We start from the raw sequence: 14,746 nt of genomic DNA, 5'->3' as shown, positions 1-14,746 counted from the left end.
GTGTCCGGGAAGATATCCCTGCATGGGGGGATCGACATCGCGGGCCGCGCTGCTGGCGGCCGTCGCCGTGGCGCTCGCGGGCTGCGGCGGGGACGGCGGGACGGGGCTGACCGGCTCCATCTCCGACTCGGTCTCCGGCTCGGCCGGCGGCCCGCCCGCCGTCACGGCCGGCAGACTCCCCGGCTCCCCGACCGGCACGCCGCCCGGCCCCGGGGCGCCGGTCTCACCGCAGTCGCTCCAGGCGGCCTACGAGCAGGTCATCGCCAAGGTGCTGCCGTCGATCGTGCAGATCACCACGGGGGAGGGCCTCGGCTCCGGGGTCATCTACGACGCCGCCGGGCACATCGTGACCAACGCCCACGTGGTCGGCCGGGCCAGGCGCTTCCAGGTGACGCTCGCCAGCGGTGGCCCGCCCCGGCCGGCCAGGCTGATCAGCACCTTCGAGCTGGGCGACCTGGCCGTGATCAAGGTGGACGACCCCAGGGGGCTGCGACCGGCCGCTTTCGGCGCCTCCAGCCGCCTGCGGGTCGGCCAGTTCGTCCTGGCCATGGGCAACCCGCTGGGCCTGTCCGGCAGCGTCACCGACGGGATCGTCTCCGCGCTGGGCCGTACGGTCACCGAGCCCGCCGAGGGCGAGGGCCCCGCCGCGACGATCACCAACGCCATCCAGACGTCGGCCGCGATCAACCCGGGCAACAGCGGCGGAGCACTGGTCGACCTCGCGGGGAAGGTCATCGGCATCCCCACCCTCACCGCCGTCAACCCCGAACTGGGCGGCGGCCAGGCGGCCGGCATCGGCTTCGCGATCCCCTCCGACACCGCCGTGGACATCACCCGGCAGATCATCGAGAAGGGCCGGGTCGTCAACACCCGCCGGGCCGCCCTCGGCGTCACCGTGCAGACCGTGATCGGCTCCGACGGCCTGCCCGTGGGCACCGGCGTCGTACGGGTCACCCCCGGCGGCGGCGCGGCGCGGGCGGGGATCAAGGCGGGCGACCTGATCCTCTCCGTCAACGGCACCGCAACCCCGACGACGCAGGCCCTCTCGGAGGTCCTCGCCGACCTCGATCCCGGCGACCGGGCCCGGGTGGAGCTGCGCCGCTCGAACGGCTCCACCGCCACCGTCACGGTGACCCTGAGCGAACTCCCCAGCGGCGGCTGACCCGCGCGGGAAAGCGGCCGACCCGCGTGGGAAACACGAGAAGCCGCCCACGCCGGCGCGGCGAAGGAGGCTCCGCCTGGGGACTCCATCCGGAGGCGACGGCCCGCCCGGGGATTCTCCGGCCATGACGAAAAAGCCCGCCGGGGCGAGTGCTACTCGCCCCGGCGGGCTTCCTCACGGGGTGGTGGAGGTGGCGGGAATCGAACCCGCGTCCTTCAGCTCCAAGACAGGGCTTCTCCGGGTGCAGCCCGCTGTGCTTTTCTCAGCCCCGGCGATCACGCAGGCAAGTCGCCGACGGGCTCAGCCACTGTTAGATTTCCCGATCTCCCCCGTGGCCGGGTCGATCGGTTGAGCCTCCTAGCGATGCCGGATCCGGGCCGGAGGCGCTCCCGGGCCGGCAGAGGTCACTCGCTGCTTAGGCGGCGAGGGCCAGGTTGCCCTGGCTGACCTCGGAGTGCGTCTTATTGGCACTTGTTGGTCGCGGTCACAGTGTTAACGAGGTTATGTCCGCAGTCCTCGACCCGCTTCCCCTGACTTGCAAAGCCAAAGTCGAAACCAGTCACCCCCCTGTTGAGTTGTCAACCCGGCCTCGAAAGGCGGGCGATCCGAAGATACCCGTAACAACACCGTCCATGCCAACCTGATTCCCGCCCGGGAGCCCTTCCGGGCGGGAAAATCCGGAAATCCCGGGGGCGCGGGCGTCGCGCCGCGCGCCCCCGGGATCGACCGGCAGGGTCGAGCCGGTCCGGACGGCGGGGCCTCCCCGAGACGAGGACCCGGCGCCATCACAGCGACCGGGCCCGCAACCCCCCAAGCGGCGCCCGGTCATCTGGAAGGACGCAGCGCGGGCACCTCATGGTTGCTCGGGGCGACGAGATTGTCACCGAGAGTGTGTGCGAGGCCGGCGAGGCGCCCGGTTCCGTCTCCGCCCGGACGGGTCACAGCCCCCGGACGGGTCACGGCTCCGTCGGCGGGGATCGGTCACAGGCCCGCGCGCAGCCCCCGGAAGAACCGGCCGGCGACGGTCGCCCCGGCGGCGGGGTCGGTGCTCTCCATCAGCACCGCCACGGCCGTGTCCCCCTGCCAGCCGACGAACCACGCCAGGGGCTTGCGGCCGCGGACGGCGGTGGCGGTGACGCCGTACACCGGGTCGCCCGGGGCCGCCGCGGCGGCGGCCGAACCCGAGGTCACCCCGGCCCGCATGAGCGTCCTGAGGGTGGCGACCGTCCTGTCGTCGAGCTTGATCTGCGCGGGCGGCGTCACCGGCTTGGTCTCGGCCGAGGGGTCGGGCTCCTTGGGGTCGGTGACCAGGACGGGCGGGTGCCAGGTGCCCGTGGGAGAGGCGACCGCCCCCGCCACCAGGGCCATGGTCAGCGGGCTGACCAGAACGTTCTGGCCCGCGATGGCCCGCGCCGTGGCCGCGTCGCCCTTCAGGGGCCGTATCGAGCCGCTGAAGGTCGAAAGCGGCAGGTTCCAGTGCGTGCCCAGGCCGAACTTCGCCGCGCCGGCCGCCAGCTCGGCGCCGTCCACCTTGCGGGCCAGCGAGGTCAGCGCCGTCACGCAGCCGGTGGCGAAGGCGCCCTGGACGGTGGGCGTGCTCGGAGCGGGCGGCCCGGACTGGCGGAAGCGGGCGCCGCCGACGCTCCGCTCCGCGGGGCAGGCGAGCTTCTGCTTGAAGTTCGTCCCCGCCTTGATCAGCCCCTCGACGGCCATCAGCGAGAAGGCCGAGCCCGGGTGGAACCGCCCGGCCAGGGCGTCCTTCTCCTGGTGGTACTCCTTGGTGGTGCCGATGGCCCGCACCTCGCCGGTGGAGGCCTGCACCGCGACCAGCATGCCGGGCGTGACGCCGAGCAGCGCGTCGTCCGCCGCCTTCTGGACGCCGCGGTCGAGGGTGGTGCGCACCGGCGAGGTGGGGCGCCCCTCCCACTTGTGCAGCTCGGCCACCTTCTTCGTCGTCTTGACGTCCAGCGTGATCACGCTGGTCTCGGTCGAGCCGGTGAGGTACTCCTGGTACGCCTTCTGCAACCCGGTGCGGCCGACCGTGTCGCCCGCCCGCTGGGGGCCGCCGAGCTGCTGCTGGAGGTCGGCGGTGACCGCGGAGACGATGCCCACGATCTGCTTGGGCGAGTCGGGCGCCAGAGGCTGCGGGTCCTTGGCGATGGTGATGCCGGGGATGGCCTTCAGCTGGGACTCCAGCTGCGCGTAGCGCCTGCCGCCGAAGGTGGCCAGCGGCACGGCCGCGTCCGGCCGGGCCGACCGGATCCGGCTCAGCAGACGGTCCTGCGGGAACCCGGTGACCTTGGCCAGCCGCTCGCAGACCTCGGACGGGTTCTTCAGCTCGGCCGGCGTGACGTTCGCCACGTAGAGCGTGGTCACCTGCTGGAGGGGGTCGCCGGTGCGGTCCTCGATGGGGTTGCGCCCCTGGGGCTTGATGTCCACCGCGAACCGCTGGCCCTCGTGCAGCTCGGGGTGCAGGACGCTGGGCGACCAGTGCACCTTCCACTGGCCGTTCACCAGGCGCAGCGGCAGCTTCCCGTCGTACTCCCACAGGGGGTTGTTCTCCCCCAGGTCGACCTCGGCCGCGAAGTCGGCCTCGGCCTCCTCGTCCCGGTCGCCCTGCCCGGCGCGCAGGCCGGTCAGCCGGAAGCGGAACGAGGCCGCGTCGAGCTGGACCTTGGCGTCCTCCAGGGCCCTGCGAACCACCTTCTCGTCGCCGTCGGTGCGCCTGGCGGCGGCGGCGTAGTCACCTGTCTGCCAGCCGACCAGGAAGTCGCGGACCGCCTCATGGGCCGACGGCTCCTCAAGACACGCCGACAGCAGGGGTGCGGTCGCGACCAGCGTGAGCGCCGCGGCGACGGCGCGCCGAGCCTTCCCCGTCACAGTTACCTGTTCCTGTACCTGAGCGCGCGGGCCATCTCCCGCTTGGCCTGCTGCTCGGCCAGCGTCTGCCGCTTGTCCCAGTCCTTCTTGCCCTTCGCGAGGCCAATCTCGATCTTGGCCTTGCCGTCCTTGAAGTACAGCGCGAGCGGCACCAGGGTGAGGCCGCCCTCCTTGGTCTTGGCGGCGAGCTTGTCCAGCTCCTTGCGGTGGAGCAGCAGCTTGCGGGTACGGCGCGCCGCGTGGTTGGTCCACGTCCCCATCGTGTACTCGGGGATGTGGACGTTGATCAGCCAGGCCTCGCCGTCCTTGATCGTGGCGTACCCGTCGACGAGGGACGCCCGCCCCAGGCGGAGCGACTTGACCTCGGTGCCCTGTAGCACGAGGCCGGCCTCGAAGGTCTCCTCGATGTGGTAGTCGTGCCAGGCACGCTTGTTCTGGGCGATGGCCTTCCGCCCGGTCTCACGTGGCATGCTTCGAGCCTACCGGTGCCCGGGACGGCCTACCGCGCCCGAGATCGCGCGCATGTCCGGCACGAGGGTCATCGGGACGTCACACCCGCAGGTAGCGGCGGAGCGTGACGAACGACGCCAGGATACAGATCACCACACCGAAGATCAGCGTGATGAGGATGACCTTGGTCACGGTCTCCCAGGTGAGCACGGTGTTGGCGAGGTAGACCTGCACCTTGTCGAAGAGGAACACCTTGCTGACCATCAGCAGCACCCCGGACATCACACCGCCGATCAGGCCGGCGATGACGCCCTCCATGACGAACGGCAGCTGGATGTAGATGTTGGACGCGCCCACCAGCCGCATGATCCCGGTCTCGCGCCTGCGGTTGTAGGCCGACAGCCGGACGGTGTTGCCGATCAGCAGCGTGGCCGCGAAGACCAGGATGATGGCGACCACCAGGGCGGCCCAGCGGAGGCTCTCCAGCAGGGCGAAGAACTTCTCCAGGATCTCCTTCTGGTTGACCACGTTGGAGACGCCGGGGGCTCCCTTGAGCTGCTCGATCACCGCGGTGTAGGTGTCCGGGTCCTTGAGCTTCACCCGGAACGACTCCGGCATGTCCTCGGCCCGGATCGCCGACAGCAGCACGGTGTTGCCGGAGTTCGTCGTCTTGAAGACCTCGTAGGCGTGCGCGGAGTCCTCGAAGGAGACCGACTCGACCTGCGGCATCGCCTTGATCTGCTGTGAGAGGGCGGCCTGCTCCTGGGCGTTCACCCCGCCGCTGCCCTTGCACGCCGGGAAGGGGTCGTTCTTCTTGCACAGGAAGACCGAGACCTCGACCTTGTCCGACCAGAAGTCCTTCATGGTGGAGATCTGGGAGTTGATCATCAGGCCGACGCCCAGCAGGGCCATGCCGATCGCCACTGTCACGATCACCGCGACGGTCATCGTGAGGTTACGCCGGAGGCCGATCCAGACCTCGGAGAAGATGAAGTTTGCCCGCATGCTCTTCCTGTCGCTGCTGCCGGTACTGGTGTGTCAGTACGCCTGGCCGTACACGCCACGCGACTGGTCTCGGACGATCTTGCCGTCCTCCAGTTCCACTACGCGTTTGCGCATGGAGTCGACGATGGCCGCGTCGTGCGTGGCCATGACGACGGTGGTGCCCGTCCGGTTGATCCGGTCGAGCACCTTCATGATGCCGATGCTCGTGGCCGGGTCGATGTTTCCGGTGGGCTCGTCGGCCAGGAGGATCATCGGCCGGTTGACGAACGCGCGGGCCATCGCGACCCGCTGCTGCTCACCGCCGGACAGCTCGTCGGGCATCCGGTGGGCCTTGCCCTCCAGGCCGACGAGCTCGACGACCTCGGGCACGACCTTACGGATGAACCGCCGCGGCTTGCCGATCACTTCGAGGGCGAACGCGACGTTCTCGTACACGTTCTTGTTCGGCAGGAGCCGGAAGTCCTGGAACACGCAGCCGATCCGGCGGCGCAGGTGCGGCACCTTGAAGTTGGACAACCGGGAGAGGTCCTTGCCGGCGACCTGGATCACCCCGGAGTCGGGGCGCTCCTCCTTGAGGATCAGGCGCAGGAAGGTGGACTTCCCCGACCCGGAGGGGCCGACGAGGAACACGAACTCACCCTTGTCGACATCGACGCTGACGTGGTCCAGCGCGGGCCGGTTCTGGTTCGCGTAGACCTTGGTGACATTATCAAAATGGATCACGGGCGCATCACGGCATGCCAGTCTAGGGGGTAGGACGGTCGAGGTAGTGGCGGAGCTTCGCCTTCGCCTCTCGCCGGCCGGGGGGCGCCGGTCTTTACCAAGGATCGACGTTCCGGTGGCCGGAGCCCAGTCTAGGGGGAAGACCGGCCTGGAAAGTCCATAACGGAAACAAAACGATTCGGCCGCCCGGTAACGACCGCATAAAGTGGTTCTGAAGGCTAGAAGGAGGACGTATGAGCTGTGAGGACTTGGTCTGCGCGCGGTGCGCGCACCCTGTCGCCGAGGGCCGCTGTCCTCAGTGCCGCGCCGCTCGCGAGCGGATGCACCACCACGGCCTGGACGGCATGGCGGCCACGATGGTGCTGCTGGCGCTGGTCGCCCTGCTCCTGCTGTCCCTGGCCCTGAACCACCTCACCGGGGCCTGAGAAGGCCCCTGGCGGGCGCCGGACGGCGCCCCGGCGCCCGGCCGCCGTACGACGGTCCGCCCGGACGCCCGGCGGCGTCATCCGGCCGTCACTCCGCGCCCGACTCCTGGCGGCGCGTCCAGCGGATCTCCGCCTCGATGAACTGGTCGAGGTCGCCGTCGAGCACCGCGGCCGGGTTGCCGGCCTCCGAACCCGTGCGGAGGTCCTTGACGATCTGGTAGGGGTGCAGCACGTAGTTGCGGATCTGGGTGCCCCACGACGTCGTCGACTCGCCGCGCAGCTCGTTCAGCGCCGCGGCCTCCTCCTGCCGCTTGCGCTCCAGAAGCTTGGACTGCAGGACCGCCATGGCGGTGGCCTTGTTCTGCAGCTGCGAGCGCTCGTTCTGGCAGGAGACGACGATCCCGGTGGGCAGGTGGGTCAGGCGGACCGCCGAGTCGGTGGTGTTGACGCCCTGGCCGCCGGGCCCCGAGGAACGGTAGACGTCGACGCGCAGGTCGTCCTCGTTGATGTCGATGTGGTCGGTCGTCTCGACGACCGGCACCACGTCCACGCCCGCGAAGGAGGTCTGGCGGCGGCCCTGGTTGTCGAACGGGCTGATCCGCACCAGGCGGTGGGTGCCGTGCTCGCCGCGGAGCGTGCCGTACGCGTAGGGGGCCTTGACGGTGAAGGTGGCCGACTTTATGCCGGCCTCCTCGGCGTAGGAGGTCTCGTAGACCTCCGTCGGGTAGCCCTTGCGCTCGGCCCAGCGGAGGTACATCCGCAGGAGCATCTGCGCCCAGTCGGCGGCGTCGACGCCACCGGCCTGGGAGTTGATCGTGACGACGGCCTCGCGGGCGTCGTACTCGCCCGACAGGAGGGTGCGCACCTCCAGGGCGCCGATGTCGCTCTTGAGCGACTCCAGCTCGCGGTCGGCCTCGGCGCGGGTCTCCTCGTCGTCCTCGGCGGCGGCGAGCTCGTACAGGACCCCCAGGTCCTCCAGGCGGCGCCCCAGCGACTCGATCCTGTTGACCTCGCCCTGGAGGTAGGAGAGCCTGCTGGTGACCTGCTGGGCCCGCTCCTGGTCGTTCCACAGGTCGGGCGCGGCGGCCTGCTCCCCGAGCTCCTCGATCTGCTTGCGCATCACGCCGAGGTCGAGGACGTCCTGGATGCTGGCGAGCGTGCCGGTAAGCTCGTTGATCTCTTCGGCCGGATCGATGACTGCCACGTCTGTAAAGGGTACGCGACCACCGAACCCCGTTGGGTACGGCTCGCGCCCCGCCGGTGGCTAGCATGGGCGCGCGAGGGGGGACCACGAGGAGGCGGGCAGTTGCGGGCACATCGGAGACGCGGGTCGCTCGCGCTCGCCCTCGCGCTGGTGACCTGCGCCGCGGCCTGCTCCGGCCCCGGGGACCAGACGCCGCTCAAGGGCGGGATGCCGCCCGGCTCGACCCCCACCTCCGCCGCCCTGGCCAAGCCCCCGGTCACCCTTGAGGAGGCGGACGACGCCCTGGAGGGCGTCCTGGACGCCGAGGGCGTGCTGAGCGGCGCCACGCCGCACCTGGCCGCCGACCGCAGGAACATGCTGGCGCAGACCTGCGAGGCGCAGCAGGCCCTCAGCTCCGCCGCGTTCAACGTCTCCCCCGACGCGCCGCCCCACCACACCTGGGGCCGGCCGCGGCTGCTGGTCCCCCGCGTCCAGCGGGCGCCGTACTGGTTCGCCGCGGTGGTGAGCCGCGAGGACTCCGCGGGCGGCTCCCGCACCGCCGTGCTGACCCTGACCGAGCGCGAGGACAGGTGGTGCGTCAGCTCCACCGCGCTGCTGGAGCCGGGCGAGAAGATCCCGGAGATCGCCAGGGACGCCGAGGGCTACGCCACCGCGCTGGACCAGGACGACCGGTCCGTGGAGATCAGCCCGCGGCTGATGGCGCCGCTGCACGCGACCGCCGCGGAGCAGGGCGACCAGGGGATCGCGGCCGGGCTGATCGAGAAGGGCCGGCGCACCACCGGCTACGCCGAGGAGATCGCGGCCGAGCGGAAGAAGCACAAGGCCGACGACTGCCAGGCCTACGACTCGATCTTCGGCGCAAGCGGCTACCCGGTGCGCGCGCTGCGCACCGCCGACGGCGGGGCCATGGTCATGTACTCGCTGGTCAGGACCGACACCCTGACGAACAAGGTCCCGCCCTGCGCGATGATCAGGGTGCCGAGGCACCTGAAGCCGCTGGTCTCCGGTTCGGACCTGCCGGTCAAGGAGCTGCGGATCGTGGAGACGCAGCCCTACGTCAGCGTCGTCCCGCGCCGGAACGCCCACGTCCCGGCGCGGGTCATCGCCTACCTCGGCACCGTCACCAAGGTCTTCGGCACCTGACCGGCCGCGGGGCCCTCGGTGACCGGCCGGTCGCCGAGGGCCCCGCGGCTCGGGATCACACCTCGCGGAGCGGCAGGTTGACCGTGGCCACCAGCGCGCGGATCGCGCGCAGCGCCACCGACAGCGTCGCCAGGTCGAAGTTGTCGCTCTCCCAGATCTCCGACAGGGTCTGCCGTGCCCGGGCCACCGCCGCCGCGTTCGCCTCGGTCCAGTGGGCCAGGCGCTCCTCCGGCGACAGGCCCGGCGTGCTGTGGGCCAGGACGTCGCGGGTGAGGGAGGCGTGCGCGGCGTAGAGGTCGTCGCGCAGCGCGGCCCGCGCCATGGAGTTCCACCGGTTGTCCCGCGGCAGCGCGATGACGCGCTCGCGCAGCCCGGCCAGCTGGAGCCGGTCGGCCAGGTCGAAGTAGACCTCGGCCACCTCGCCGACCGGGCGGCCGAGCTGCGAGGCGACCTCCACCAGGTCGAACGTGGAGTAGGCCGGAACCATCGACGCGACCCGCTCGGCCAGCTCCTCGGGCACGCCCCGGGCGATGAAGGAGTCGCGGCGCTCCTCGAACGCCGACAGGTCCGAGCCGGTCAGCAGCTTGGGCAGGTGCGGCAGCAGGCCGTTCATGCCCTTGGCGAAGAAGTCGACCGTGGAGGCCAGGTCGAGCGGCGCCCGGCGGTTGCCGAGCAGCCAGCGGGTGCCGCGCTCGGCCAGCTTGCGCGCCTCCAGCTCCATGGCGATCTGCGTGGCGGTGTCCACCTTGTTGTCCAGCTCCTCGACCTGCCGCCAGAAGCTGGGCAGGTCGAAGACCTCGCGGGTGACGAGGTAGGCGCGGGCGATGTCGGGGGCGGACGCGCCGCTCTCCTCCCCCAGCCGGAACATGAAGGTGGTCCCGCTGGAGTTGATCATGTCGTTCACCACGCAGGTGGTGATGATCTCCCGGCGCAGCGGGTGGGCGTCCATGTGGGGGCGCATCCGCTCGCGCAGCGCCGACGGGAAGTAGGACACCAGCCAGGAGGCCAGGTAGGGGTCGTCGGGCAGGTCGGAGGCGAGGATCTCGGCGTCCGTCACCAGCTTGGTGTAGGACAGCAGCACCGAGAACTCCGGCGCGCTGAGCCCGAGCCCGGCCTGTCGCCGCTCGGCGATCGTCTTGTCCGAGGGCAGGAACTCCAGCTCCCGGTTGAGCAGCCCGGCCCGCTCCAGCCTGCGGAGCTGGCGCGCGTGGATGTGCAGCATCTCCGGCGCCTGGGCGCGGGCGGCGGCCAGCACCACGTTCTGGTCGTAGTTGTCCCGCAGGACCAGCTCGGCGACCTCGTCGGTCATGTCGAGGAAGATCTGGTCGCGCTGCTTGTCGGTCAGCTCGCCGTCGCGGACCGCTCGGTCCAGCAGGATCTTGATGTTCACCTCGTGATCGGAGGTGTCCACGCCGGCGGAGTTGTCGATGAAGTCGGTGTTGACCAGCCCGCCGTTGAGCGCGAACTCGATCCGGGCGAGCTGGGTGAAGCCCAGGTTGCCGCCCTCACCGATCACCTTGCAGCGCAGCTCGGCGGCGTCGACCCGCAGCGCGTCGTTGGCCTTGTCGCCGACGTCGGCGTGGGACTCGCTCGACGCCTTGACGTAGGTGCCGATCCCGCCGTTCCACAGCAGGTCCACCGGGGCCCGCAGGATGGCGCTGATCAGGTCGTTGGGCGCCAGCGAGGTCACCCCGTCGGCCAGGTCGAGCGCGGCGCGCATCTGCGGGGAGACCGGGATCGACTTGGCCGTACGGGGCCAGACGCCGCCGCCCTTGGAGATGAGCGAGGCGTCGTAGTCGGCCCAGGAGCTGCGGGGCAGCGCGAACAGCCGGGCGCGCTCGGCGTAGCCGCGGGCCGCGTCCGGGTCGGGGTCGACGAAGACGTGCCGGTGGTCGAAGGCGGCGACCAGCCGGATGTGCTGGGACAGCAGCATGCCGTTGCCGAACACGTCGCCGGACATGTCGCCGATGCCGGCCACGGTGAAGTCGGTGCTCTGCACGTCCACGCCGATGGTGCGGAAGTGGTACTTGACCGACTCCCAGGCGCCCCGGGCGGTGATGCCCATGCCCTTGTGGTCGTAGCCGATCGAGCCGCCGGAGGCGAAGGCGTCGCCCAGCCAGAAGCCGTAGTCCTTGGCGACCTCGTTGGCGATGTCGGAGAACTTCGCGGTGCCCTTGTCGGCGGCGACCACCAGGTAGGTGTCGTCCTCGTCGTGCCGGACCACGTCGGCGGGCGGGACGACCCGGCCGTCGACGAGGTTGTCGGTGATGTCCAGCAGGCCGGAGATGAACATCCGGTAGCAGGCGATGCCCTCGGCCAGGACCTCCTCCCGGCCGCCCGACTTCGGCGGGTTCTTCACGACGAAGCCGCCCTTGGAGCCGGTGGGGACGATGACGGTGTTCTTCACCATCTGCGCCTTGACCAGGCCCAGCACCTCGGTGCGGAAGTCCTCCATCCGGTCCGACCAGCGCAGGCCGCCTCGCGCGACCTTGCCGAAGCGCAGGTGCACGCCCTCCACCCGCGGCGAGTAGACGAACACCTCGAACTTCGGCCGGGGCAGTGGCAGCACGCTGATCGACGGCGAGTCCAGCTTGAGGCTGATGTACGGCTTGCGCTGGCCGTCCACGGTCTGGAAGCAGTTGGTCCGCAGGGTGGCGCCGATCATCTCCAGGTAGGCGCGCAGGATGCGGTCCTCGTCCAGGGAGGCGACGTCCTCCAGGGCTCCGAGGATCTCCTCGTGCAGCGCGGCCTGCAGCTCGTCGCGGACGTCCTCGGCGCGGCGGGGGTCGAGCCTCGCCTCGAAGTAGCGCACCAGCAGCCGGGCCACGCGGACGTTGCCGAGCAGGACCTGCTCGATGTAGTGCTGGCTGAAGGTGGTGCCGGCCTGGCGGAGGTACTTGGCGTAGACCCGCAGGATCTCGGCCTGCCGCCAGGTGAGGCCGGCGGCCAGGACCAGCGCGTTGAAGCCGTCGCTCTCCACCCGGCCGTGCCACAGCGCCTCGAACGCGTCCTGGAACAGCCGCTTGAACTCGTCGCGGTCCACCTCCTGCGAGGGGGTGTAGCGCAGGCCGAAGTCGTAGATCCAGGCGTCCTTGGTGTCGGGGTCGTTGTCGCGGTCGATCTCGTACGGCCGCTCGTCGACCACCTCGACGCCCATGCGCTGCAGCAGCGGCAGCACCTGCGACAGGGAGACGGGGGCGCCGATCCGGTAGATCTTGAACCGGCGCTCGCCCTCGGCGGCGTCGTAGGGCTCGTAGAGGTTCATCCCCAGCTCGTCGGACGACTCCGCGAGCTCCTCCAGGCGGCGCAGGTCGGCGACGGCCATCCGCGGCGGGAAGTCGGCCTTGTACCCCTCGGGGAACGCCGTGGCGTAGCGGCGCACGAGGCCGGGGGCCTCCTCCTCGGAACTCAGCTCGACGATCGCGGCGGCGAGGTCGTCGTCCCAGGAGCGGGTGGCCGCGGCGAGCTTGGCCTCCAGCTCCTCGACGTTCACCGTGTCGGCGCTCAGCGGCCGGCCGCGCTCGCCGCGGACCACCACGTGCAGCCGGGCGAGGGCCGACTCGCCGATCATGGCGCTGTAGTCGAGCGAGGTGCCGCCGATCGCCTTGAGCAGGAGGTTCTGCAGCTTGACGCGGATCTTGGTGGTGTAGCGGTCGCGCGGCAGGTAGATCAGGCAGGAGATGTAGCGGCCGTAGTCGTCGGGGCGCAGGAAGAGCCTGACCTGCTTGCGCTCGCGGAGCCTGAGCACGCCGAGCGCGATGGGCAGCAGCTGCTCCACCGAGGTCTGGAAGAGCTCGTCGCGGGGGAAGGTCTCCAGGATCTCGATGAGGTCCTTGCCGTCGTGGCTGTCGGCGGTGAACCCGGCCAGGTCGAGGACCTCGGCCAGCTTGCGCCGGAGCACCGGGATGCGGGAGATCGACTCGCTGTAGGCCACGTGGGTGAACAGGCCGAGGAAGCGCCGCTCGCCGACGACCTCCCCGGCGGCGTCGAACATCTTGACGCCGACGTAGTCGAGGTAGGCCGGGCGGTGCACGGTGGCGCGGGTGTTGGCCTTGGTGATGATCATCATCTGCTGCCGGTCGCGGGCCTTCGCGCGCAGCTCGGGGGTGAGGGCGGCGAAGCTCTCCGAGCCCGACTTGTCGTGGCGCAGGATGCCGAGACCGGTGCCGGGGACCTGGCGCAGGCTGTCGCCGTCCTCGCCCTCCTCCAGGCGGTACTCGCGGTAGCCGAGGAACGTGAAGTGGCCGTCGGCCAGCCAGCGCATCAGCTCCAGGCTGTCCTCGGCCTCGGCCGGCTCCAGCGGCGGCGGGTTGAGCGAGACGTCCTCGGCGGTCTGCACGGCCAGGGCCCGCATCTTGACGAAGTCCTCGACGGCGAAGCGCACGTCGGACAGGATCCGCTGCAGGTCGTCCTCAAGCGCCTTGAGGGCCGCGGCGTCGGCCTGGCGGTCGACCTCGAAGTGCATCCAGGACTCGACGAGCATCTGCCCCGTCGTGTCGTCCTCGCCGCGGCCGAGCAGCCTGCCGGTCATGTCCCTGCGCACCCGCATCTGGGGGTGGACGACCAGGTGGACGCCGATCTCGTGGCGGTCGAGCTCCATCGTCACCGAGTCGACGAGGAAGGGCATGTCGTCGGTGACCACCTCGATGACCGAGCATCCGGGGTCCCAGCCGTGCTCCTCCAGCGTGGGGTTGTAGGCCCGCACCAGCGCGCGGCCCTGGGGGCGCTGCTCGGCGAGCTGCCGCTGGGCCATCGCCGGGCCGTAGACGTCGACCGGGTCGCGGCTCAGCAGGTCCTCGGGGGCGACATGCCGGTAGTACAGCCGCAGATAGGCGAGGGCCTCCTCGGCGCCCACGTGCTCGCTACCCGGCGTGTGCGCGCACATCTCGGCGGCACTCCTGAGTAGCTCGTCCTTGGCCTCATTGAGCGGCATGTCGCTCTCACTCCTTTGTGAGGGGTTTTCCATAGTTGGAGGGATCTACGGCTTAATCCGTAGTTCCCCGGGTCGGAGGAAGTAATACGAAAGCCGCGGTTCTCCCGGCGGCGGGTCTCCCGCCGCTCGGCCCGCATCCGGGCACGCCGTACCCGCCCGGCCCGCACCCGGGCATCCCGCGCCCGTACGGCCGGCGCCCGGCGCGGACGGGAGCGGAGTGCGGCGTGGTGTCCCCGCGGTGGAGCGGGCGACCGGGCCGCCGTGATCGGCGTGGCCGTCATGGTCGGCGTGGCTCTCATGGTCGGCGACCGGTCGCCGCGGATCGTCGGAGCCTGGCGCGTCGTGGGCCCCGCGGCTCCCCGCCGTCGTCGGCATGGAAGCCGCCGTCGCCGGGGCGGGACCGGCGGTCCCGTGGTGCGGGAGGGACGGTCCCCGCCGAATGGGGGCGGTGAGGAAAGCATCGCACAGGGTGGCCTGGATGAGGCGGCGACACCGCGCCCCCCGCCCACCGAAACTCCGCCCACCGGGCATGGCCCGCGGCACAACACCTCCAGCGGCCACGTGTTCCGGTCCCCGTTGACCAGAACATGCCGCCGCCCTGCATATCACCCGAAAAGCCAGGAAACGTCAACGTGGCGTCGATGCTCCGGCGGGCCGCCGCAGCGGTCCGGCCGGACGCCGGGGGGTGCCTCGTGCGGTCCGGGCGGCGGGGAAGCCCCCGCTCTCTCCCCATGGTAGGGCCCCGGGCGGGTGTCTTCGCGAGGTTCGCGCATCACCGGCGGCCCGGGCCGGCCCTCGCCGCTCCGGCAGGCCGTCCCGCC

General features: G+C 71.0%; 9 protein-coding genes and 1 other RNA gene. 3 read left to right on the top strand and 7 right to left on the bottom strand.

The window, feature by feature from the left end; genetic code table 11:
• Positions 1 to 22 precede the first annotated feature (22 nt).
• Positions 23 to 1,162, top strand: coding sequence for a S1C family serine protease (locus ACQP10_RS06775; protein ID WP_433541058.1), 1,140 nt, complete (start codon positions 23 to 25; stop codon positions 1,160 to 1,162).
• A 182-nt stretch (positions 1,163 to 1,344) separates the two neighbouring features.
• Here the strand turns inward: ACQP10_RS06775 and ssrA are convergent.
• From ssrA to ftsE, 5 genes are all read right to left on the bottom strand, one after another.
• Positions 1,345 to 1,729, bottom strand: a transfer-messenger RNA (tmRNA) gene (ssrA, locus tag ACQP10_RS06770).
• A 414-nt stretch (positions 1,730 to 2,143) separates the two neighbouring features.
• Complete coding sequence (locus ACQP10_RS06765) at positions 2,144 to 4,042, bottom strand: penicillin-binding transpeptidase domain-containing protein (RefSeq protein WP_433541057.1); 1,899 nt, start codon at positions 4,040 to 4,042, stop codon at positions 2,144 to 2,146.
• A 2-nt stretch (positions 4,043 to 4,044) separates the two neighbouring features.
• A complete protein-coding gene (gene smpB / locus ACQP10_RS06760; protein WP_189245779.1) occupies positions 4,045 to 4,512 on the bottom strand; it encodes an SsrA-binding protein SmpB in 468 nt (155 codons plus the stop codon).
• Between the two features lie 79 nt (positions 4,513 to 4,591).
• Positions 4,592 to 5,497 (bottom strand): permease-like cell division protein FtsX, encoded by a 906-nt coding sequence (gene ftsX / locus ACQP10_RS06755; RefSeq protein WP_179819390.1) that lies wholly within the window; start codon positions 5,495 to 5,497, stop codon positions 4,592 to 4,594.
• Between the two features lie 33 nt (positions 5,498 to 5,530).
• Positions 5,531 to 6,220, bottom strand: coding sequence for a cell division ATP-binding protein FtsE (ftsE, locus tag ACQP10_RS06750; protein WP_346021935.1), 690 nt, complete (start codon positions 6,218 to 6,220; stop codon positions 5,531 to 5,533).
• 233 nt (positions 6,221 to 6,453) lie between these two features.
• Between ftsE and ACQP10_RS06745 the strand changes: the two genes are divergently transcribed.
• Positions 6,454 to 6,645: a hypothetical protein gene (locus ACQP10_RS06745; protein WP_179819392.1), complete on the top strand. Its 192-nt coding sequence runs from the start codon at positions 6,454 to 6,456 to the stop codon at positions 6,643 to 6,645.
• An 88-nt stretch (positions 6,646 to 6,733) separates the two neighbouring features.
• Here the strand turns inward: ACQP10_RS06745 and prfB are convergent, their stop codons facing one another.
• The gene (gene prfB, locus ACQP10_RS06740) at positions 6,734 to 7,849 is read right to left on the bottom strand and encodes a peptide chain release factor 2 (RefSeq protein ID WP_179819393.1); all 1,116 of its coding nucleotides are present in this window, start codon (positions 7,847 to 7,849) and stop codon (positions 6,734 to 6,736) included.
• Between the two features lie 102 nt (positions 7,850 to 7,951).
• On the opposite strand from prfB, the gene ACQP10_RS06735 reads away from it, so the two are divergent.
• A complete protein-coding gene (locus ACQP10_RS06735; RefSeq protein ID WP_399499924.1) occupies positions 7,952 to 8,992 on the top strand; it encodes a hypothetical protein in 1,041 nt (346 codons plus the stop codon).
• A gap of 55 nt (positions 8,993 to 9,047) precedes the next feature.
• Here the strand turns inward: ACQP10_RS06735 and ACQP10_RS06730 are convergent, their stop codons facing one another.
• Complete coding sequence (locus ACQP10_RS06730; RefSeq protein WP_346021933.1) at positions 9,048 to 13,925, bottom strand: NAD-glutamate dehydrogenase; 4,878 nt, start codon at positions 13,923 to 13,925, stop codon at positions 9,048 to 9,050.
• Positions 13,926 to 14,746: the final 821 nt, after the last annotated feature.

Source organism: Streptosporangium sandarakinum (genome assembly GCF_050942225.1).
GTDB lineage: Bacteria > Actinomycetota > Actinomycetes > Streptosporangiales > Streptosporangiaceae > Streptosporangium > Streptosporangium nondiastaticum.
This window is presented reverse-complemented; position numbering and strand designations above follow the sequence as displayed.